The sequence below is a fragment of the Bacillus altitudinis genome, from assembly GCF_001191605.1.
In the GTDB taxonomy this organism is placed as follows: domain Bacteria; phylum Bacillota; class Bacilli; order Bacillales; family Bacillaceae; genus Bacillus; species Bacillus altitudinis.
Genome location: NZ_CP009108.1, coordinates 954,587 through 976,649 on the forward strand (window position 1 = coordinate 954,587; position 22,063 = coordinate 976,649).

18 protein-coding genes and 1 rRNA gene are annotated in these 22,063 nt (G+C 40.6%); 8 read left to right on the forward strand and 11 right to left on the reverse strand.

All coding sequences use genetic code 11. The features are described from left to right. Positions 1-12 precede the first annotated feature (12 nt). The 11 genes from ID12_RS04790 to rpmH all read right to left on the reverse strand — a co-directional run bounded on the left by ID12_RS04790 (position 13) and on the right by rpmH (position 10,356). Positions 13-867, reverse strand: a complete 855-nt coding sequence (locus ID12_RS04790) for a ParB/RepB/Spo0J family partition protein (RefSeq protein ID WP_035390144.1) — start codon at positions 865-867, stop codon at positions 13-15. Next, positions 860-1,621, reverse strand: coding sequence for a sporulation initiation inhibitor protein Soj (gene soj, locus ID12_RS04795; RefSeq protein WP_008360890.1), 762 nt, complete (start codon positions 1,619-1,621; stop codon positions 860-862). The genes ID12_RS04790 and soj overlap by 8 nt, the downstream gene beginning before the upstream one ends. 238 nt (positions 1,622-1,859) lie before the next feature. Continuing rightward, on the reverse strand, positions 1,860-2,693 hold the full coding sequence (locus tag ID12_RS04800; protein ID WP_017359870.1) for a YiiX/YebB-like N1pC/P60 family cysteine hydrolase: 834 nt from the start codon (positions 2,691-2,693) through the stop codon (positions 1,860-1,862). 129 nt (positions 2,694-2,822) lie between these two features. Next, positions 2,823-3,698 carry a nucleoid occlusion protein gene (gene noc, locus ID12_RS04805; RefSeq protein ID WP_024718432.1) on the reverse strand — a complete coding sequence of 292 codons (876 nt, stop codon included), beginning with the start codon at positions 3,696-3,698 and terminating at the stop codon, positions 2,823-2,825. Positions 3,699-3,803: 105 nt separating this feature from the next. Next, positions 3,804-4,523, reverse strand: a complete 720-nt coding sequence (gene rsmG / locus ID12_RS04810) for a 16S rRNA (guanine(527)-N(7))-methyltransferase RsmG (protein WP_007497477.1) — start codon at positions 4,521-4,523, stop codon at positions 3,804-3,806. 13 nt (positions 4,524-4,536) lie between these two features. Further along, positions 4,537-6,423 carry a tRNA uridine-5-carboxymethylaminomethyl(34) synthesis enzyme MnmG gene (gene mnmG, locus ID12_RS04815; RefSeq protein WP_050826819.1) on the reverse strand — a complete coding sequence of 629 codons (1,887 nt, stop codon included), beginning with the start codon at positions 6,421-6,423 and terminating at the stop codon, positions 4,537-4,539. 17 nt (positions 6,424-6,440) lie between these two features. Beyond that, complete coding sequence (mnmE, locus tag ID12_RS04820; RefSeq protein ID WP_017359868.1) at positions 6,441-7,820, reverse strand: tRNA uridine-5-carboxymethylaminomethyl(34) synthesis GTPase MnmE; 1,380 nt, start codon at positions 7,818-7,820, stop codon at positions 6,441-6,443. A 402-nt stretch (positions 7,821-8,222) separates the two neighbouring features. Then, the gene (gene jag / locus ID12_RS04825; RefSeq protein ID WP_050826820.1) at positions 8,223-8,846 is read right to left on the reverse strand and encodes an RNA-binding cell elongation regulator Jag/EloR; all 624 of its coding nucleotides are present in this window, start codon (positions 8,844-8,846) and stop codon (positions 8,223-8,225) included. After that, positions 8,843-9,625, reverse strand: coding sequence for a YidC family membrane integrase SpoIIIJ (gene spoIIIJ / locus ID12_RS04830; RefSeq protein WP_089374159.1), 783 nt, complete (start codon positions 9,623-9,625; stop codon positions 8,843-8,845). Before spoIIIJ ends, jag begins: the two co-directional genes overlap by 4 nt. Positions 9,626-9,783: 158 nt before the next feature. Next, positions 9,784-10,143: a ribonuclease P protein component gene (gene rnpA, locus ID12_RS04835; protein ID WP_008347592.1), complete on the reverse strand. Its 360-nt coding sequence runs from the start codon at positions 10,141-10,143 to the stop codon at positions 9,784-9,786. Between the two features lie 78 nt (positions 10,144-10,221). Then, positions 10,222-10,356: a 50S ribosomal protein L34 gene (gene rpmH / locus ID12_RS18770; RefSeq protein WP_008360908.1), complete on the reverse strand. Its 135-nt coding sequence runs from the start codon at positions 10,354-10,356 to the stop codon at positions 10,222-10,224. Positions 10,357-10,976: 620 nt separating this feature from the next. Between rpmH and dnaA the strand changes: the two genes are divergently transcribed. The 8 genes from dnaA (at position 10,977) to ID12_RS04875 (ending at position 22,043) form a co-directional block, all read left to right on the forward strand. Then, a complete protein-coding gene (dnaA, locus tag ID12_RS04840; RefSeq protein WP_008347594.1) occupies positions 10,977-12,317 on the forward strand; it encodes a chromosomal replication initiator protein DnaA in 1,341 nt (446 codons plus the stop codon). A 196-nt stretch (positions 12,318-12,513) separates the two neighbouring features. After that, positions 12,514-13,650 carry a DNA polymerase III subunit beta gene (gene dnaN, locus ID12_RS04845; protein ID WP_008347596.1) on the forward strand — a complete coding sequence of 379 codons (1,137 nt, stop codon included), beginning with the start codon at positions 12,514-12,516 and terminating at the stop codon, positions 13,648-13,650. Positions 13,651-13,800: 150 nt separating this feature from the next. After that, entirely contained in the window at positions 13,801-14,016 is a 216-nt protein-coding gene (gene yaaA, locus ID12_RS04850; RefSeq protein WP_008347598.1) for a S4 domain-containing protein YaaA, read from the forward strand. Positions 14,017-14,032: 16 nt separating this feature from the next. Then, the gene (recF, locus tag ID12_RS04855; protein WP_035390152.1) at positions 14,033-15,145 is read left to right on the forward strand and encodes a DNA replication/repair protein RecF; all 1,113 of its coding nucleotides are present in this window, start codon (positions 14,033-14,035) and stop codon (positions 15,143-15,145) included. 17 nt (positions 15,146-15,162) lie between these two features. Further along, positions 15,163-15,408, forward strand: coding sequence for an extracellular matrix regulator RemB (gene remB, locus ID12_RS04860; protein ID WP_008360920.1), 246 nt, complete (start codon positions 15,163-15,165; stop codon positions 15,406-15,408). A 57-nt stretch (positions 15,409-15,465) separates the two neighbouring features. Then, positions 15,466-17,382 carry a DNA topoisomerase (ATP-hydrolyzing) subunit B gene (gyrB, locus tag ID12_RS04865; RefSeq protein ID WP_025206585.1) on the forward strand — a complete coding sequence of 639 codons (1,917 nt, stop codon included), beginning with the start codon at positions 15,466-15,468 and terminating at the stop codon, positions 17,380-17,382. Positions 17,383-17,615: 233 nt separating this feature from the next. Next, positions 17,616-20,129 carry a DNA gyrase subunit A gene (gene gyrA, locus ID12_RS04870; RefSeq protein ID WP_050826821.1) on the forward strand — a complete coding sequence of 838 codons (2,514 nt, stop codon included), beginning with the start codon at positions 17,616-17,618 and terminating at the stop codon, positions 20,127-20,129. A gap of 365 nt (positions 20,130-20,494) precedes the next feature. Next, positions 20,495-22,043 (forward strand): 16S ribosomal RNA (locus tag ID12_RS04875). Positions 22,044-22,063 lie beyond the last annotated feature (20 nt).

Below are 22,063 nucleotides of genomic sequence, written 5' to 3' on the forward strand. Positions count from 1 at the left end.
ATATCAAGATGGTCATTCCGATGATTCTCTCGTAGAAAGCAATTCAAGGATTCTTTCTAAATCTTCATTTGAGAGAAATTCAATCTCAATTTTCCCTTTTTTCTTCTGTTTCTTGATCGTCACTGAAGTACCAAAGTAATTTTGTAAGAAAGATTCTCTTTCTTTCAACATGCGATCCTTTGGTGCTTCTTTTTTCTTTGTTTCACGTGGAACATTTTCATTTAATTGCTGAACAAGTTTCTCAACCTGACGGACATTTAATCCTTCGTCCACGACCTTCTTTACCAATGGCGCCAGCTTCTTTTTGTTTTTCAAACTAAGCAGCGTGCGTCCATGTCCCATGGATAATGTTCCATCCGCAATCAGCTTTTGTACTTCATCCGGTAATGTTAATAAACGAAGGTGGTTCGCAATATGCGGTCTGCTTTTGCCTAATCGCTTAGCTAATTCCTCCTGAGTCACACTTAAGTGATCTAGTAAGGAGGCATAGGCTTCCGCTTCCTCTAATGGAGATAAATCCTCGCGCTGTAAGTTTTCTAAAAGAGCGATCTCCCTCATCAGTGTTTCTGAAAATTCCCTGACGATCGCAGGAATCGTTGTCAAACCAGCTTGTTGTGCTGCACGGAAACGGCGTTCTCCTGCAACAATGTCATATCCTTTAATCGATTTACGAACAATAATCGGCTGTAAAACACCGTGCTGCTGAATTGATTCTTTGAGATCAGACAATGCATCATCATCAAACGTTTTCCTTGGCTGATAAGGGTTTGGGCGCAAATCCTTCAACTTAATTTCTTCGACAGTTTCTTCATTGGCATCCACATTGTTAAATAGCGCATTAATACCCTTTCCAAGACCTTTAGCCATTCGCGTCCACTTCCTTTGCTAAGTCTAAATAGACATCTGCACCTCTTGAACGTGGATCATACAAGATAATAGGTTTCCCATGACTAGGCGCTTCACTTAGTCTCACATTCCTCGGAATCACAGTCTGATAGACTTTATCTCTAAAGTATTTTTTTACTTCTTCGATGACTTGGATTCCAAGATTTGTTCTTGCATCAAGCATTGTCAGTAAGACACCTTCAATGGCAAGGTCGGTATTTAGATGTTTCTGCACAAGACGAACCGTATTCAACAATTGACTCAATCCTTCAAGTGCATAATATTCACACTGAACCGGTATTAAAACAGAATCGGATGCAGTTAACGCATTAATCGTCAGTAACCCAAGTGATGGCGGGCAGTCAATAATCATATAATCATAATTTTGCTTCACAGATTCAAGTGCTCTTTTCAGCCTCACTTCACGTGAGATCGTAGGCACAAGCTCAATTTCCGCCCCTGCAAGCTGTATCGTCGCAGGAATGACATCAAGATTTTCGACCTCTGTCGTCTTAATCACATCAAGTACATCTGCATCGTCTACTAAAATATCGTACACGCACTTCTCTACATCGGCCTTCTCAATCCCAATACCACTCGTGGCATTTCCCTGCGGATCAATATCAACTAACAACACTCGTTTTCCTATGTATGCTAAACACGCACCCAAATTAACAGAAGTTGTCGTCTTCCCAACGCCGCCCTTCTGGTTGGTAATCGCTATGATTTTCCCCACGATGTCACCCACTTTCAACTTAACAAGTTTCTCATTCATTCATACTTCCTATTCTATCAAAAAAAGTATGAAACGTTTGCTTTTTTTGTTTCTCCATTATAAATTCGTGAATGAATCTGTGTTTCCGTACATGGATAGATGCATAAAAACGCGCTTAGAAGATATATTAATATATCTTTTTGAAGAAAATAACGAGACAAAAAACCCCCACTTTTCATGAAAAGTGAGGGAGATACAATCAAAAGTTTAACCCGCCAATTTTACGGCCTTCGCTCACAATGACTTTAGGTGTCACTGTTTTATAGTTCTTCTTTTTCAAAAACCCATAGGGTGCTTTAATGGTAAATGTGGCATGTCCAACAGCGTCCCCGGTTTTCGCGTAAGCCTGCCATACAATCTTTGAACAATAAGTAGGGTCCAAGGATTGAATAGACATAGTGATCGAATATCGAGCCTTCGGATGGTCTTTCACGTAATCGTGCGCCCAATCCCCAGCTAAATCTGCCTTTTCCTGATGATTAATCCGAATCACCTTTGTATTGGCACTATAGCGAAACCAGCTTTGAATGGAATCAATATTTGGATGCTGCCGGAACCCAGGAATGGATGCATAGCTTTTCTCATTAATGACGATGCCTGCATGACCAATTAAACCATTCAAAGCACCAGTGCTCGTCACCAATATATCCCCTTTTTGAGGCATAATATCGGTTCCAGGATACGGTTTACCAAAAAGATGGCGAATGGTATTCGGCCTTTCATCTGTTACCATTTCATCCTGTTTGTTTTGCCGTAAGCCATAGTTCTCCAAATCATCATCAGCTGTGATGACATCGATCGCATCGTCCTGAGACGCTTGCTCTTGATTTAATTGTTGAACCGTTACATCTGTCGAAACCACACCTTGTTTCTTCAGAGCACTGAGTTCTTCTTTTGTAATCGTTTCTTCCGCTGAATGAGTATCATGATTCGTTGACGTGCTCACAGCAAACACAGTCGTTTCATTTGAAAAAAGAGAAAAAGAGATTAGTAAATAACAGATAATAGCAAAAATAGTCTTTTTCATTTTCATTGGTTATATGTCACCTCCCTTCTACTATGAAAATCATATTTTACCAATTAATTAATAATAAGTAAATATCATGAATTTAAGGGATGGAAAGACAAAAAAAGCTGACGAGTAATGCTCATCAGCTTTTTTCTATTTAGGAATGCGAATGGTTAATTGGATATATTCCTCAAATTCTTCTTCCTCGGTATTTATTTTAAGTCCGCTATCTTCTACCATATGGAGAGACTGACGAATGGTATTCATCGCAATTCGCGTATCTCGGCTAAACGCCTTACGTTTCGGCTTCGGTTTGCGATCTGTTTTTTGTTCAAGCATCTTCACTACACGCTCTTCAGTCTGTTTCACATTTAGCTGCTTTTCAATGATTTCCTGCAACAGCGTGATTTGTAATTCTGGAAGCTTTAGAGGTACAAGTGAACGGGCATGCCTCTCAGAGATTTTTTTCTCCAAAATGGCTTGCTGTACCTCTTCAGGCAACTTTAAAAGTCTTAGTTTGTTTGCAACAGTCGATTGTCCCTTACCTAAACGCTGAGCAAGCGCTTCTTGCGTTAAATCATGAAGCTCTAAAAGACGTGCATAAGCATGAGCCTCTTCAATTGCAGACAGCTCTTCTCTTTGCAAATTTTCAATCAATGCCACAGATGCCGTTTCCGTATCAGTAAAATCTTTTATAATAGCGGGGATCTTCTCCCATTGAAGAGTTTGTACCGCTCTCCAACGTCTTTCGCCGGCGATCAGTTCATATTTTCCTTCTTCTTCTGTTGGTCTAACAACAATCGGTTGAATAATGCCATGGGTATGAATGGTTGTGGCCAGCTCCTGTATCTTTTCTTCTGAAAAAATGGTGCGTGGCTGAAAACGGTTAGGCATAATTGTGTCGACCGGGAGCTCCTGTATCTCTTCCTTTAATGTTTCATGCTCAGCAATCTCTGCCTCTATTTCGGTATCACGCTCTGGATGTTCTTTGTCACCAAGCCCGAAGAAGCGTGAGAGTGAATGCTTCATGAACCTACACCACCTTTAAAAACTACCTTTTTATAATTCTATTTTCTCATGTTTTTTCCTTCTGTAAAATCATAAATATTGAAGAAAAACCGACCTTTTACATGATCAACCCTCTATTGGTGATTTATTAGGTGTTCCTGGTTTTCTAGGATATTTTTTTGGTGTTTGTTTTTTCTTTTCAATGACAATGATGTTCCGTTCGCTTTCTTCTAAAGGAAGAACAAAGGAATGCTTTTCAACAACCTCTCCTCCGAGGACAGTGACGGCTTTTTTTCCTGCTTGCATCTCTTCATCTGCAGCAGATGCTTTTAATGCAACAAACAAACCTTCCTTTTTCACAAGAGGCAGGCATAGTTCGCTCAAGACAGATAAGCGCGCAACTGCTCTAGCGGTGACAAGGTCATAGCTTTCACGTTGATCTTTACGTTGTCCAAAGGTCTCCGCACGATCATGATAAAAAGTAGTATCTTGTAAGTTTAACCCTTTTGCTAACTCATTGAGAAACGTAATGCGTTTCTGGAGAGAATCAACAATGGTCACATGTAGATGAGGGAAACAAATTTTAAGAGGAATGCTTGGAAAACCAGCACCAGCTCCAATATCACAAATTGTTGTCACATTGTGAAAATCAATAAAAAATGCTGCTGATATCGAGTCATAAAAATGCTTTAAATATACTTCTTCCTTTTCTGTAATGGACGTTAAATTCATCTTCTCGTTCCATTCTACAAGCATATGGAAGTAAGTTTCAAATTGTTCAAGCTGCACTGGAGAAAGAGTGATCCCTTTCTCCTCTAGTGCTGCTGTAAATTGTTCAATGTTCATGCCGACATCCTTTCTACTCTGCTATCTTCGCAATACGTCCCTGCTCCAAATACACTAAAAGGATAGAAATATCAGCAGGGTTAACGCCTGAAATACGAGAAGCCTGTGCAACAGAAAGCGGTCGGACTTCTTTTAGCTTTTGCTTCGCTTCAGTTGCAATCCCTTTGATGGCATCATAATCAATTCGATCCGGAATCTTTTTGTTTTCCATCTTTTTCAGCTTTTCAACTTGTTGGAGCGACTTTTCAATATAACCTTCATATTTAATTTGAATCTCTACCTGTTCACACACATCAGCAGGAAGCGGTGTGTCAGCAGGAGCTAGTTTCACAACAGATTCATAGTTCATCTCTGGACGCTTCATCAGATCACTAGCGCGAATACCGTCCTTCAATTCACTTCCACCAAGAGAACGGATATATTCCTGTGTCTCTGCTGTAGGTTTAATAATGACAGAATATAAACGTTTTTTCTCTGCTTCAATAGCCTCTTTTTTCTGTGTGAATGCTTGGAATCTCTCTTTAGAAATTAAACCAATGTTATATCCAAGTTCCGTTAATCTTAAATCAGCATTGTCATGACGCAGAAGTAAGCGGTACTCTGCACGAGAAGTTAAAAGACGGTAAGGTTCATTTGTACCCTTCGTGACAAGATCATCAATGAGAACACCGATATATGCATCAGATCGGCTTAAAATGACTTCTTCTTTACCCAATGCTTTTCTTCCTGCATTGATACCTGCCATAATTCCTTGACCTGCAGCTTCCTCATAACCAGAGGTACCATTAATTTGGCCAGCTGTATATAATCCAGAAATTTTCTTCGTCTCAAGTGTCGGCCACAATTGTGTAGGCACAATCGCATCATACTCAATGGCATAACCCGCTCGCATCATTTGTACATTTTCAAGCCCTGGAATGGTTGACAGCATTCGCTGCTGTACATCCTCTGGCAGACTTGTAGATAAACCTTGAACATACACTTCTTGCGTATTACGGCCTTCTGGCTCTAAGAAAATTTGATGTCTCGGTTTATCATTAAAACGAACCACCTTATCCTCAATAGACGGGCAGTATCTAGGACCTGTTCCTTTAATCATACCTGAATACATAGGAGAACGGTGAAGATTCTCATCAATAATTTGATGAGTCTCTAAACTCGTGTATGTTAACCAGCATGGTAATTGATCTGTAATATATTCCACAGTTTCATAAGAAAACGCACGTGGTACATCGTCACCTGGTTGAATTTCCGTCTTACTATAATCAATCGAGTGGCTGTTTACTCGAGGTGGTGTCCCAGTTTTAAAGCGAACCAAATCGAATCCTAATTCTGCTAGATGATCCGATAATTTAATGGAAGGCTGCTGATTATTAGGACCGCTTGAATAAGAAAGATCCCCTAAAATAATGCGGCCTTTTAAGAAAGTACCAGTCGTTAGAACAACAGACTTCGCGCGATAATTTGCACCTGTTTGAGTCACAACACCTTTACATTCATCATCTTCTACAATTAAATGGTCTACCATCCCTTGCAGCATTGTTAGGTTTGGTTCATTTTCCATTGTTTTTTTCATTTCGTGCTGATATTGAAACTTATCTGCTTGCGCTCTTAACGCACGGACAGCAGGTCCTTTCCCAGTATTCAGCATACGCATTTGAATATGCGTCTTATCTATATTTCGTGCCATTTCCCCGCCTAGCGCATCAATTTCTCTGACGACAATCCCTTTAGCGGGACCTCCTACGGACGGATTACATGGCATAAAAGCAACCATATCGAGATTGATGGTCAATACAAGTGTTTTGGCGCCCTGTCTTGCAGAAGCAAGAGCAGCCTCAACACCAGCATGACCGGCACCGACGACGATTACATCATATTGGCCAGCTTCATAACCCATTTCTTTTGTTCCTCCCTTTACTTTCCTAAACAGAATTGAGAGAATAACTGATCAATTAAGCTTTCATGAACAGCATCCCCAATAATTTCACCTAGCTGCTCCCAACAGCGTGTTAAATCTATTTGAACAATGTCGATCGGTACATCCATTTCAATTCCTTCTAGAGCATCCTCAATCGATTGTTTTGCTTCTTGAAGGAGCGCAATATGCCTAGTATTGCTTACATACGTTAAATCTCCACTTTCAATTGAGCCAGTGAAGAATAAAGATTGAATGGCCATTTCAAGCTCATCAATCCCTTTTTCTTGTAATAAAGATGTTGTCACGACTGGACGATCTTTCGCTAACTCTTTTACTTTTTCTACATCAAGTTTAGGCTCAAGATCAGTCTTATTGACAATCACAATAATATCCATACCCGAGACAGCCTCAAATAGCTTAATATCTTCCTCAGATAACTCTTCACTATAATTGAGCACAAGTAAAATCAGGTCAGCTTCTTTTAAGACCTGTCTTGATCGTTCGACCCCAATACGCTCAACAATGTCTTCAGTCTCACGTATACCTGCAGTATCTACTAAACGGAGCGGCACTCCTCTTACATTCACATATTCCTCGATGACATCTCTGGTTGTTCCAGGAATATCGGTCACAATCGCCTTTGTTTCCTGAACAAGACTATTTAATAAGGAAGACTTCCCAACATTTGGCCTTCCAATAATAACAGTAGATAAACCCTCACGTAGGATTTTCCCCTGCTGTGAAGTCGTTAGAAGCGATTCAATTTCCTTTTTCACAGATGTCGCCTTTTCAACTAAGACTCGATGTGTCATTTCTTCCACATCGTCATACTCTGGATAATCAATATTCACTTCTACATGGGCAAGTGTCTCCAATATCTCACCACGAAGACGTTTAATCAAACCGGAGAGACGTCCCTCCATTTGAGTCATTGCGACATTCATCGCACGGTCAGTCTTTGCACGAATCAAGTCCATTACGGCTTCTGCTTGTGACAAGTCGATTCTTCCATTTAGGAAAGCACGTTTTGTAAACTCACCTGGCTCCGCTAATCTCGCTCCTTCTTTTAAAGCAAGCTGCAAGACTTTATTGACCGTGACAATTCCGCCATGGCAGTTGATCTCAATAACGTCTTCTCTCGTAAATGTTTTTGGTGCTCTTAATACAGACACCATGACCTCTTCTATCACTTGCTCGGTACTTGAATCTACAATATGACCATAATGAATGGTATGAGAATCCACTGATACAAGTTTTTTCTCCTTAGGCCCCTTATACATGCGATCAGCAATCTGAACTGCATCAGGCCCGCTTAAACGTATAATGGCAATTGCCCCTTCACCCATTGGTGTAGAAATTGCTGCAATTGTATCCACCGCTCATTCACCTCTTTCTCTATTCAATAGACAGTCTTATATCTATTAAATGGACGTTGTCCATCTCTATATCAAAAACGCTTAATCCAAAATTTAAAGATACCACAAATGCATGCGAAGCGAAAGTAGCCCACATTTAATTATCCACAGTTTTGCACCCTGTCTATTTTAACACTTAACTTATCCACATGTGAATAACGACGTTCTAAACTTGTCTTCACATCTTACACCTAAATCCAATAAATTAAAACGTCCTTCTCCCTTTGCAACTAAGGGAAAATGACGTTTTCGATCTAAATAACACACTAACTTTTTAGAAATAAAGGAGGAATCTACTATTAAAAGGTAATTTTTCAATAAAAAAAGACTAAAATCCAGCTTTGCTGAATCTTAGCCTTTCTGCTATTTTTTATAAAACACCACAACATGACGCTTGGTGCCCGTATCTTCAGATGCCGTGGCAAGTTCTTTAGAAAATGCTGCAATCGTATCATGAACGACTTTTCGTTCATTCGAAGGCATCGGTTCTAAATGAACCTTTCTCTTCGTTTTTAAAACACGGTTTGCCGTTTTGATTGCATATTGTTCAAGTGCTTCTTGTCGTTTCTTCCTATAATCTCCAATATCAATTGTAATATGATGATACTGATCAGAATAACGATTAAACACTAACTGCACCAAGGTTTCTAAAGAGTACAGTGTTTGTCCTCTTTTTCCAATCATTAATGAAGTTTTGTCTCCATTAATGTGAAAAGAAATCTTTTTCGTTTCTTTTTTCGAAACAATGTTTGCTTTAGGATCAATTGATTTAACAATTTTATCTAAATACTGTGTTGCTAATTTGAGCGCATCTCGCTTTTCTACTAACTTGACAACAGCTTGTCTTTTACCAAATAATCCTAAAAACCCTTTGTTTCCTTCATCTACTATTGTGATATCTACTTCTTCTTGTAGTAGTTGAATTTGTTTCAGTCCGGAATCTACTGCTTCTTCGACTGTGCGACCGACAGCAGTTATTTCCTTCATTTTTTGTTCCCGCCAGCTTTTTCTTTTGTATCAACTTTTACTTGAGGTGTTTTAATGACCAAAGTTTGAATGATCATGAAAATGTTACCTACAACCCAGTACAGTGAAAGTGCCGCTGGGAAACTGATTGCAAATACAATGATCATAATTGGCATCACCCAAAGCATAATCGCCATTTGAGGGTTGTCCGAAGGATTTCCAGCCATCATTAGCTTCTGCTGAATAAAAGTAGCTACACCTGCAATAATCGGTAGCAGGAATAATGGATCTGGACTGCCTAAGTCAAACCATAAGAAAGTATGTTTCTTGATTTCAGCTGTTCTCATGATCGCATGATAAAAACCAATTAAGATTGGCATTTGAATTAAGATTGGGAAACACCCTGCTAATGGATTTACACCATTCTTTTGGAAAAGAGCCATTGTTTCCTGTTGAAGCTGTTGCTGTGTTTTTTGATCTTTTGAACTATATTTTTCACGAAGCTTCTTTAGTTCTGGCTGAAGTGCTTGCATTGCTTTTGTACTTCTTAATTGTTTAATCATTAATGGTAAAATAAGCAAACGAATTAAAAGAGTTACGATAATAATCGCTACACCATAGTTTTCACCAGTTAAGTTTGCCATGTAAGTGATTAATTGAGATAGCGGGTATACAATGTAAGAATTCCAGAATCCCTTACTATCTGATGTGATTGGTTCATTGATTTGTGTACATCCTGCCAATAGAACCAACACGCCAATCAAGCTAAATATTAGTAATAATCGCCTTTTCAACAAGATTCCTCCCATTACTTCAAACTTTATTTAAGTTGGAATTGATTACGAAAGTGACTCACCTAATCAGTATGGTAACATTTTTTCATTACAAAGTGGTGGTTTCATTTTAATTCACTAGATGAAGGAAGCGCTTTTAAAAATTGATTCAACGAAAGTTTCTATTACGAAGACTTTTTCGGTTGTTGTTGATAAACAGCGGATTTTCTAAATAAATGCTGGAGAGACTTCTTTGTTTCTTCAAAGGTCAATTCGCTTGCTGGTTTTCGTGCGATAACAATGTAGTCTTTTTCTTGCTTTAGCTTATGACCTTCCTCTAAGAACACCTGACGGATCAGTCGTTTAATCCGGTTTCTTATCACTGCATTCCCTATCTTTTTACTGACAGACAATCCTAAACGCAGTTCTTCTTGATTTGGTTGGTCCAGCTGATAAATGACGAATTGGCGATTAGCCATTGATTGACCTTTTTTGAACACTGTTTGAAACTCTTCATTTTTTTTTAGCCTGTTTCGCTTCTTCATGTTTTCTTCCACTCCGATAAAAACTGACAGTTCATTTACGATTTTATGTAAAAAAGACCACTGACATTATTCAGTGGCCTAAGCTGATAATTTTTTTCTACCTTTGCTGCGGCGTCGCTTTAAAACTAGACGTCCGTTTTTAGAACTCATACGGCTGCGGAAGCCATGAACTTTACTACGCTTACGGTTATTTGGTTGAAACGTTCTTTTCATTTATGACACCTCCCTGAGGAATAGCTGTTTAAGACAGTCTAACTCATTATATTTGTGTAACCCATCGATTGTCAATATCAATGATAAAACTCTTATTATCAACCTTATAAGCATAACACAAGTTATCAAGTGAAGAAACCTTCTTTTTTAGTTTCCAGCATTTTATTCTTTTTTTCCTTCAAAAAAACCTTCAAAACAAGATTGTGGATATTTTTCCGGCATATTTTGACTATCCACATCCATTATCGACATTTTTTTCACACAAATAACCTATGTGGATAATTATTTTTCAACAGGATGTAAAGTGTGTGGATAAGTTTGTGACACCCATTGCACCATCTTGTTTATTTTGATATTATATTTGTGTTTTAACTCTTAATTACTTATCTGGCCTATTTATCTTATCCACAATTTGTGGATAACCTGTGGAAAGTTATTACACAGCTTGTTGAATTGTTTATCCACAACCTGTGTAATTTGTCGAAAAGACGTTTTTCTACTATATTAATTGTTTTCAACAAAGTATGTGCACGAATGGTGATGACCATTTGCTCTTTTTCGTGTTCTATAACAGTTTGATACTGGTCATTTTAAAAAGAAAAGGAGGGGGGAGAAGCCTTATGGAAAATATTTTAGATCTGTGGAATAAAGCACTTCAAAAAATAGAGACAAAATTGAGCAAACCTAGTTTTGAAACATGGATGAAGTCCACTAAAGCCCATTCTCTTCAAGGAGATACGCTGACTATTACTGCACCTAATGAATTTGCAAGAGACTGGCTCGAGTCAAGATACCTTCACTTAATTGCAGATACCATCTATGAACTGACAGGCGAAGAGCTCAGCATCAAATTTATCATTCCTCAAAATCAGGACGAAGAGGAAGCCATGCCAAAATCTCCAATCAAAAAAATGTCGAAAGAAGAACCCGTTGAAATTCCACAAAATATGCTGAATCCAAAATATACATTTGATACTTTTGTTATTGGTTCAGGCAACCGTTTTGCTCATGCCGCTTCACTTGCAGTCGCAGAAGCACCAGCAAAAGCATATAACCCGCTTTTTATTTATGGGGGCGTTGGTTTAGGAAAGACTCACTTAATGCATGCGATCGGTCATTACGTCATCGACCATAATCCATCAGCCAAAGTGGTCTATCTATCATCTGAAAAATTTACTAATGAATTTATCAACTCAATCCGGGACAACAAAGCAGTCGATTTCCGTAATCGCTATCGGAATGTAGATGTGCTTTTGATAGATGATATTCAATTTTTAGCAGGAAAAGAACAAACACAAGAAGAGTTTTTCCATACATTCAACACACTTCACGAAGAAAGTAAGCAAATCGTCATTTCTAGTGACCGGCCGCCAAAGGAAATTCCGACACTTGAAGACAGATTACGCTCTCGATTCGAATGGGGCTTAATTACAGACATTACCCCGCCAGATCTAGAAACGCGTATTGCGATCTTACGTAAAAAAGCAAAAGCAGAAGGTTTAGACATTCCGAATGAAGTCATGCTTTATATTGCCAATCAAATCGACAGCAACATTCGGGAACTGGAAGGTGCTTTGATTCGTGTCGTTGCTTACTCTTCTTTAATTAATAAAGACATCAATGCTGATCTAGCAGCTGAAGCCCTAAAGGACATCATTCCTTCATCAAAACCTAAGGTGATTACAATTAAAGATATTCAAAGAATTGTAGGGCAGCAATTTAATATTCGATTAGAAGATTTCAAAGCGAAGAAACGTACGAAATCAGTTGCTTATCCAAGACAAATTGCGATGTATCTCTCTAGAGAAATGACAGATTCCTCTCTACCTAAAATCGGAGAAGAATTTGGTGGACGAGATCATACGACCGTCATTCATGCTCATGAGAAAATTTCAAAATTAATCGTTGAAGATGAACAGCTTCAGCAGCATGTCAAAGAGATCAAAGAACAACTAAAATAATCAAGCTGATAAGATAAGTACGGGAAAATGTGAATAACTAGAGCATAGTCATACACAGTCTGTCCACATGTGGATAGGCTGTCTTTCCTTTCTTTCTACTGACTTATCCACATATTCACAAGCCCTACTAGTACTTCTACGATTTTTATTAAATAAATATATATACATGTCATTAAGAAAAATTAGGAGGACCACTATGAAATTCACGATTCAAAAAGATCGTCTTGTTGAAAGTGTCCAAGATGTATTAAAGGCCGTATCCTCTAGAACAACGATTCCTATTTTGACAGGGATTAAAATTGTTGCATCTGACGAAGGGGTTTCTCTCACAGGGAGCGATTCTGATATCTCAATCGAATCTTTTATTCCTCAAAGAGATGGAGATTTAGAAGTCATTACAATTGATCGACCAGGAAGTATTGTGCTGCAAGCCCGCTTCTTTAGCGAAATCGTTAAGAAACTGCCTATGTCTACTGTCGAAATTGAGGTAGAACAAAATCATCTAACCATCATCCGCTCTGGTTCAGCAGAATTTAATTTAAACGGCTTAGATGCTGAAGAATATCCGCATCTGCCACAAATTGAAGAGCATCATGCTTTTCAAATTCCAACAGATTTGCTTAAAAACCTTATCCGTCAAACGGTTTTCGCAGTGTCCACCTCAGAAACACGTCCTATCTTGACAGGTGTAAACTGGAAGGTTGAAAAAGGTGAATTAATATGCACAGCAACGGATAGCCATCGCCTGGCTTTAAGAAAAGCGAAGTTGGATATTAACGAGGAAAGCTCGTACAATGTGGTCATTCCTGGAAAGAGTTTAACAGAGCTAAGTAAAATTCTTGATGATGGACAAGATCTTGTGAGCATCGTCATTACGGAGACACAGGTTCTCTTTAAAGCACAGAACGTGCTGTTCTTCTCAAGATTGCTGGATGGTAATTACCCAGATACAGCTCGCCTCATTCCGCAAGAAAGTAAAACGGATGTAGTGGTGAATACGAAAGAATTCCTTCAAGCGATTGATCGCGCGTCACTTTTAGCAAGAGAAGGGCGTAACAACGTTGTGAAGCTTTCTGCTGATCCTGCGCAAAGCCTTGAAATTTCTTCTAATTCGCCTGAAATCGGTAAAGTAGTTGAAACGGTGCAAGCAGATGACATTAAAGGGGAGGATCTCAAAATCTCTTTCAGTCCGAAATATATGCTTGATGCTTTAAAAGTATTAGAGGGAACAGAGATTCATGTCAGTTTCACTGGCGCAATGAGACCATTCCTATTACGCACGCCAAATGATGATTCCATTTTGCAATTGATTCTTCCAGTTAGAACGTATTAATTTGGTCTAAAATGGCTGCTGTGTGAGCGCACAGCAGCTTTTTTCCTCGTTTCCTCTGTTTTCTTTCATCCCAGTTCGCTTTCCCCCTTTCCTTCTTGTCTTGTTTTTTAGTACAATTAGATATTAGTGATATTGAAAGAGGTCGATACAATGCCTAATCTGATAACGATTGAAACAGAAATGATTACATTAGGGCAGTTTTTGAAATTAGCCGAAGTCATTCAATCTGGTGGAATGGCGAAGTGGTTTTTAAGTGAACATGAGGTGTTCATCAATCAAGAGCCAGATAATAGACGGGGACGCAAATTATACCCAGGTGATGTTGTCGAGATAGAAGGTCACGGCACATTTCAAGTTGTGAATTAGAAACGGGTGACAATACATGTACATTCAAAGTCTGGCGTTAACTTCATACCGAAACTATGAACACACCGAGCTTCAATTCGACAATAAGGTGAATGTGATGATTGGTGAGAACGCCCAAGGTAAAACGAACCTGATGGAAGCGATCTATGTATTGTCGATGGCAAAGTCTCATCGTACGTCAAATGATAAAGAACTTATCCGATGGGACGAAGACTATGCTAAAATAGAAGGTAGAGTCATCAAAAAAAATGGTCCACTCCCCATGCAGCTCGTGATCTCAAAAAAAGGAAAAAAGGGCAAGGTCAATCACATTGAACAACAGAAACTCAGTCATTATGTTGGTGCCTTGAACACCATCATGTTTGCACCAGAGGATCTCAACCTTGTGAAAGGTAGCCCGCAAATCCGCAGAAGATTCCTCGACATGGAGATTGGACAAGTGTCTGCTGTCTACTTGCATGATTTATCGCTCTATCAAAAAATCCTCACTCAGCGAAATCATTACTTGAAACAATTGCAAACAAGAAAGCAAACGGATCAAGCGATGCTGGAGATTTTAACAGAGCAGTTGATTGATGCGGCAGCGAAGGTTGTCAAAAGACGACTGACTTTTACGAAACAACTCGAAAAATGGGCGCAGCCGCTGCATTTTGGGATTTCAAGAGAGCTGGAAACGCTCACGCTCCAATACCAGACGGCCATAGAGGTATCAGAAGCGTCAGACTTGTCGAAAATAAAAAATAGCTATGAAGAATCGTTTCAGAAACTAAGAGACAGAGAAATAGACCGAGGGGTGACGCTATGGGGGCCTCACAGAGATGATCTTCTTTTCTTTGTGAATGGTCGGGATGTTCAGACATATGGCTCTCAAGGGCAGCAAAGAACAACAGCTCTTTCACTAAAGCTGGCAGAAATTGATCTGATTCATGAAGAAATCGGTGAATACCCAATTCTTCTACTCGATGATGTTTTATCTGAACTTGATGATTACAGACAGTCTCATTTGCTCCATACCATTCAGGGACGTGTACAGACCTTTGTCACCACTACGAGTGTTGAAGGCATCGACCACGCCACCCTGAAAGAAGCGGAAATTTTCAGAGTAGCCAGTGGAAAAGTAATTGACTGATAAATGAGGTGTGAGTCTTGTATATTCATTTAGGTGATGATTGTGTTGTTTCTACACGAGAGATTGTCGCAATTGTTGATTACAAAATGAGGTCATCTTCTGTTGTAGAGGAATTTCTTCAAAAACAAGAAGAACAAATCATTTCGTTGTCACAAGGGACACCCAAATCCATCGTCGTCACAACTGAATCCGTGTATTACTCTCCTCTTTCCTCAAGCACGCTCAAAAAACGTGCTTCATTTGTGATTGAAATTGAAGTCTAAAAGCTCAATTCATATAAATATATCGTTTAAGAAAAGTGTAGGTGAATGTACGTGGCAATGGAACAGCAACATAATAGTTATGATGAAAATCAGATACAGGTGCTCGAAGGACTAGAAGCGGTTAGAAAACGTCCAGGAATGTACATTGGGTCAACCAGTGCAAAAGGACTTCACCATCTTGTATGGGAAATTGTCGACAACAGTATTGATGAGGCTTTAGCTGGTTATTGTACAGACATTACAGTGCAAATTGAAAAAGATAATAGCATCACAGTGAAAGATAACGGCCGCGGAATTCCTGTTGGGATTCACGAAAAAATGGGACGTCCTGCTGTAGAAGTCATTATGACGGTTCTTCACGCTGGTGGTAAATTTGACGGCAGCGGTTATAAAGTATCTGGCGGTCTGCATGGTGTAGGGGCATCTGTTGTTAATGCGTTATCTACGACCTTAGACGTGACCGTATACCGTGATGGAAAAATTCATTACCAGCAATTCAAACGCGGTGTTCCAGTTGGAGATTTAGAGATCATCGGTGAAACAGATGTAACAGGGACAACCACTCATTTTGTGCCAGATCCAGAAATTTTCACTGAAACCATTGAATTTGATTACGACACACTTGCTAACCGTGTACGTGAGTTAGCTTTCTTAACAAAAGGCGTCAACATCATCATTGAAGACTTACGTGAAGGCAAAGAACGAAGAAACGAATACTGCTATGAAGGCGGTATTAAGAGCTATGTAGAACATTTGAATCGCTCGAAGGAAGTCGTTCATGAAGAACCAGTTTACATCGAGGGTGAAAAAGACGGAATCACCGTTGAAGTTGCACTGCAATACAACGATTCCTATACAAGCAATATTTATTCTTTCGCCAATAACATCAACACATATGAAGGCGGATCACACGAAGCTGGCTTTAAAACCGGTCTGACGCGTGTCATCAATGATTATGCTCGTAAAAATGGCGTATTCAAAGATGGTGACTCGAATTTGAGCGGAGAAGATGTACGAGAAGGCTTGACAGCCATTATCTCTATCAAACATCCAGACCCTCAATTCGAAGGACAAACGAAGACAAAGCTCGGTAACTCAGAAGCAAGAACCATTACCGACTCCCTCTTCTCCGAAGCACTTGAGAAATTCCTCTTAGAGAACCCTGATGCTGCAAAGAAAATTGTGGAGAAAGGTGTGATGGCAGCTCGTGCAAGAATGGCTGCCAAAAAGGCACGTGAGCTGACAAGACGTAAAAGTGCACTGGAAGTCTCTAGCTTGCCTGGGAAACTGGCAGACTGTTCTTCTAAAGATCCTTCCATCTCTGAGCTTTATATCGTAGAGGGAGATTCTGCGGGCGGATCTGCTAAGCAAGGTCGTGATCGACATTTCCAAGCGATCTTACCGTTAAGAGGGAAGATCCTAAACGTTGAAAAAGCCCGACTAGATAAAATTTTATCTAACAACGAGGTTCGTTCAATGATTACAGCGCTAGGGACTGGAATCGGAGAAGACTTCACTTTAGAGAAAGCACGTTATCACAAAATTGTGATCATGACTGATGCTGATGTTGATGGAGCGCATATACGGACGCTACTCCTAACATTCTTCTATCGCTACATGCGTGAAATCATTGAAAACGGTTATGTGTATATTGCACAGCCGCCTTTATATAAAGTACAGCAAGGAAAACGTGTTGAATACGTGTATAACGATAAACAGCTAGATGAACTGTTAAAAACGCTGCCTCAAACACCGAAACCTGGACTTCAGCGTTATAAAGGTCTTGGAGAGATGAATGCTACTCAGCTTTGGGAAACAACAATGGATCCTGATGCGAGAACACTTCTTCAAGTTACACTTGAGGATGCAATCGATGCTGATGAGACTTTTGAAATGCTAATGGGAGATAAAGTAGAGCCGAGACGTAACTTTATCGAAGAAAATGCACAATACGTAAAAAATCTTGATATTTAGATAGGTATCCCCCTTGAGAGCAACCTTATTTCTTGTTTGGAATAAGGTTGTTTTTCAAGAAACAGGGGCGTGAAACGAATGTCCTGGTTTTCTGCGTTTCGTTGATTTTCTAGTAAATAAATGTGTATAAAGGCAAGATTATTGATATAATGGAGAATAGTCTTGTGAAGATAAATACATATTTTACTCCCACATAATTTATTTCATGTGATACGTAAAGGGAGGTTCTTATAGTGAGTGAACAACATACACCAAATGTACGCGAAGTGAATATTAGCCATGAAATGCGTACGTCCTTTTTAGATTATGCAATGAGTGTTATTGTTTCGCGTGCATTACCAGATGTGCGAGACGGATTGAAGCCCGTGCATCGAAGAATTTTGTATGCGATGAATGACCTAGGTATGACAAGTGATAAACCATTTAAGAAATCTGCTCGTATCGTTGGGGAAGTTATCGGTAAGTACCACCCTCACGGTGATAGCGCTGTATATGAAGCGATGGTTCGGATGGCGCAAGATTTCAACTATCGTAATATGCTGGTTGAAGGGCACGGGAACTTTGGTTCTGTCGATGGAGACGGTGCAGCAGCCATGCGTTATACCGAGGCACGTCTTTCTAAAATTTCGATGGAGATCCTGCGTGATATCACAAAGGACACCATTGATTATCAAGATAACTACGATGGCAGCGAAAGAGAGCCAGTCGTTATGCCTGCTAGGTTCCCGAACTTATTAGTGAACGGGGCAACTGGAATTGCTGTAGGGATGGCAACGAATATCCCGCCTCACCAACTGGGTGAAGTGATTGATGGGGTATTGGCAATTAGTCAAAATCCTGAAATGACGACACAGGAACTAATGGACATCATTCCAGGTCCAGACTTCCCAACTGCGGGACAAATCATTGGCCGAAGCGGTATTCGTAAAGCGTATGAAACAGGACGCGGCTCTATTACATTACGTGCAAAGTCAAATATCGAAGAAACATCTAGTGGTAAGCAGCGCATTATCATCAATGAGATTCCTTACCAGGTTAACAAAGCTCGTTTGATCGAAAAAATCGCTGATCTTGTCCGTGATAAAAAGATTGATGGCATTACAGATCTTCGTGATGAATCTGACCGTAATGGAATGAGAATCGTCATTGAACTACGAAGAGACGCAAACGTCCATGTTCTATTAAACAATCTTTATAAACAAACGACACTTCAAACGTCTTTCGGTATTAACTTGCTTGCACTTGTTGATGGACAGCCGAAAGTGTTGTCTCTCAAACAATGTCTCGAATATTACCTTGAGCATCAGAAAGTGATCATTCGTCGAAGAACGGCGTATGAATTGCGTAAAGCAGAAGCAAGAGCTCATATTTTAGAAGGCTTAAGAATTGCGCTTGATCACTTAGATGAGGTCATTGCCTTAATTAGAGGCTCTCAAACTGCTGAAATTGCAAGAAATGGTTTGATGGAAAACTATAGCTTGTCTGAAAAACAAGCACAGGCCATTCTCGATATGCGACTCCAGCGTTTGACTGGTTTAGAAAGAGAGAAAATAGAAGATGAATACAAAGGGCTTGTTGAATTGATTGCTGAATTAAAAGCCATTTTAGCAGACAATGAGAAAGTTCTAGAAATCATTAGAGAAGAATTAACAGAAATCAAAGAACGCTTCAATGATACGCGCCGCACAGAAATTGTGACAGCGGGTATAGAAACAATCGAAGACGAAGATTTGATTCCTGTTGAAAATATTGTGATCACACTGACTCATAATGGTTATATTAAGCGCCTGCCTGCATCAACATACCGCAGTCAAAAAAGAGGCGGTAAAGGTGTACAAGGAATGGGAACCAACGAAGATGATTTCGTTGAACAGCTGATCTCAACATCTACGCACGATACGATTCTCTTCTTCTCTAATAAAGGGAAGGTCTATCGAGCGAAGGGCTATGAGATCCCTGAATTCGGACGAACAGCGAAAGGGATTCCGATTATTAACCTTCTTGAAGTAGAAAAGGGAGAGTGGATAAACGCCATTATTCCAGTCAGCGAATTTGATGAAGATTCGTATCTCTTCTTTACAACAAGACACGGTGTATCGAAACGAACGTCATTGTCTCAATTTGCAAACATCCGTAACAACGGTTTGATTGCACTCAGCCTGCGTGATGAAGATGAATTGATGGCTGTTCGTTTAACCAATGGTGAAAAACAAATCATCATCGGAACGAAAAAAGGAATGCTCATTCGTTTCGACGAGACAGATGTTCGTGAAATGGGACGTACAGCAGCTGGAGTTAAAGGGATCACACTTTCTGAAGATGACATCGTCGTTGGAATGGAAATCCTTGAGCCAGATGCAAATGTATTGATCGTAACGGAAAAAGGTTATGGTAAATTAACGCCTGAAAAAGAATATCGTGTCCAAAGCCGTGGTGGTAAAGGTCTGAAAACGTGCAAGATCACTGACAACAACGGTCCGCTTGTTGCAGTGAAGGCGACTAACGCTGAAGCTGAAGAAGACTTGATGATTATCACAGGCAGTGGTGTCATCATCCGTATGGCTGTTTCAGATATCTCCACAACAGGCCGAGTCACTCAAGGTGTCCGTCTGATCCGTCTAGGTGATGATGAACATGTCGCTACAGTGGCATTAGTAGAACAATCACCAGAAGACGATGAAGAGAATAGTGAAGAAAACGTAGAAAACGTAGAAAATGTAGAGTCAGATCAAGAGCAATCTGAGTAAAAATAAAGCCGGTTTTTCGCCGGCTTTATTTTTTTTTGAAAAAACATGATTTTTTTTGAAGTTTATAATGCTTTTTTCATAGATATGTGTTAACCTTTCAAAGGAGCAAAAAGAGGCTCTATTTTTTATCTCTTTCATAACAAAAACTTCTTAAAAAAATAAAATGTTTTTCAAGAAAAATGTTGACTATTGATAGAGATATATGATATATTTAAGTGGTCGCTTTGAGAGAGTGACAAACAAGTTCTTTGAAAACTAAACAAGACAAAACGTACCTGTTAATTCGAGTTTTTATAAAAAATCCTATGATACATCATAGGTAGTCAGTCAAACGCTGACGAAAAACAAAACTTCGGTTTTGTACTTTTTCGGAGAGTTTGATCCTGGCTCAGGACGAACGCTGGCGGCGTGCCTAATACATGCAAGTCGAGCGGACAGAAGGGAGCTTGCTCCCGGATGTTAGCGGCGGACGGGTGAGTAACACGTGGGTAACCTGCCTGTAAGACTGGGATAACTCCGGGAAACCGGAGCTAATACCGGATAGTTCCTTGAACCGCATGGTTCAAGGATGAAAGACGGTTTCGGCTGTCACTTACAGATGGACCCGCGGCGCATTAGCTAGTTGGTGAGGTAACGGCTCACCAAGGCGACGATGCGTAGCCGACCTGAGAGGGTGATCGGCCACACTGGGACTGAGACACGGCCCAGACTCCTACGGGAGGCAGCAGTAGGGAATCTTCCGCAATGGACGAAAGTCTGACGGAGCAACGCCGCGTGAGTGATGAAGGTTTTCGGATCGTAAAGCTCTGTTGTTAGGGAAGAACAAGTGCAAGAGTAACTGCTTGCACCTTGACGGTACCTAACCAGAAAGCCACGGCTAACTACGTGCCAGCAGCCGCGGTAATACGTAGGTGGCAAGCGTTGTCCGGAATTATTGGGCGTAAAGGGCTCGCAGGCGGTTTCTTAAGTCTGATGTGAAAGCCCCCGGCTCAACCGGGGAGGGTCATTGGAAACTGGGAAACTTGAGTGCAGAAGAGGAGAGTGGAATTCCACGTGTAGCGGTGAAATGCGTAGAGATGTGGAGGAACACCAGTGGCGAAGGCGACTCTCTGGTCTGTAACTGACGCTGAGGAGCGAAAGCGTGGGGAGCGAACAGGATTAGATACCCTGGTAGTCCACGCCGTAAACGATGAGTGCTAAGTGTTAGGGGGTTTCCGCCCCTTAGTGCTGCAGCTAACGCATTAAGCACTCCGCCTGGGGAGTACGGTCGCAAGACTGAAACTCAAAGGAATTGACGGGGGCCCGCACAAGCGGTGGAGCATGTGGTTTAATTCGAAGCAACGCGAAGAACCTTACCAGGTCTTGACATCCTCTGACAACCCTAGAGATAGGGCTTTCCCTTCGGGGACAGAGTGACAGGTGGTGCATGGTTGTCGTCAGCTCGTGTCGTGAGATGTTGGGTTAAGTCCCGCAACGAGCGCAACCCTTGATCTTAGTTGCCAGCATTCAGTTGGGCACTCTAAGGTGACTGCCGGTGACAAACCGGAGGAAGGTGGGGATGACGTCAAATCATCATGCCCCTTATGACCTGGGCTACACACGTGCTACAATGGACAGAACAAAGGGCTGCGAGACCGCAAGGTTTAGCCAATCCCACAAATCTGTTCTCAGTTCGGATCGCAGTCTGCAACTCGACTGCGTGAAGCTGGAATCGCTAGTAATCGCGGATCAGCATGCCGCGGTGAATACGTTCCCGGGCCTTGTACACACCGCCCGTCACACCACGAGAGTTTGCAACACCCGAAGTCGGTGAGGTAACCTTTATGGAGCCAGCCGCCGAAGGTGGGGCAGATGATTGGGGTGAAGTCGTAACAAGGTAGCCGTATCGGAAGGTGCGGCTGGATCACCTCCTTTCTAAGGATATATGGAGCAGC

Excerpts from the sequence above, each read along its gene's own strand:
- ID12_RS04790 (WP_035390144.1), bottom strand. The coding sequence starts at position 867 with ATGGCTAAAGGTCTTGGAAAGGGTATTAATGCGCTATTTAACAATGTG.
- ID12_RS04800 (WP_017359870.1), bottom strand. The coding sequence starts at position 2,693 with ATGAAAATGAAAAAGACTATTTTTGCTATTATCTGTTATTTACTAATC.
- noc (WP_024718432.1), bottom strand. The coding sequence starts at position 3,698 with ATGAAGCATTCACTCTCACGCTTCTTCGGGCTTGGTGACAAAGAACAT.
- rsmG (WP_007497477.1), bottom strand. The coding sequence starts at position 4,523 with ATGAACATTGAACAATTTACAGCAGCACTAGAGGAGAAAGGGATCACT.
- mnmG (WP_050826819.1), bottom strand. The coding sequence starts at position 6,423 with ATGGGTTATGAAGCTGGCCAATATGATGTAATCGTCGTCGGTGCCGGT.
- jag (WP_050826820.1), bottom strand. The coding sequence starts at position 8,846 with ATGAAGGAAATAACTGCTGTCGGTCGCACAGTCGAAGAAGCAGTAGAT.
- rnpA (WP_008347592.1), bottom strand. The coding sequence starts at position 10,143 with ATGAAGAAGCGAAACAGGCTAAAAAAAAATGAAGAGTTTCAAACAGTG.
- rpmH (WP_008360908.1), bottom strand. The coding sequence starts at position 10,356 with ATGAAAAGAACGTTTCAACCAAATAACCGTAAGCGTAGTAAAGTTCAT.
- dnaA (WP_008347594.1), top strand. The coding sequence starts at position 10,977 with ATGGAAAATATTTTAGATCTGTGGAATAAAGCACTTCAAAAAATAGAG.
- dnaN (WP_008347596.1), top strand. The coding sequence starts at position 12,514 with ATGAAATTCACGATTCAAAAAGATCGTCTTGTTGAAAGTGTCCAAGAT.
- yaaA (WP_008347598.1), top strand. The coding sequence starts at position 13,801 with ATGCCTAATCTGATAACGATTGAAACAGAAATGATTACATTAGGGCAG.
- recF (WP_035390152.1), top strand. The coding sequence starts at position 14,033 with ATGTACATTCAAAGTCTGGCGTTAACTTCATACCGAAACTATGAACAC.
- gyrB (WP_025206585.1), top strand. The coding sequence starts at position 15,466 with ATGGAACAGCAACATAATAGTTATGATGAAAATCAGATACAGGTGCTC.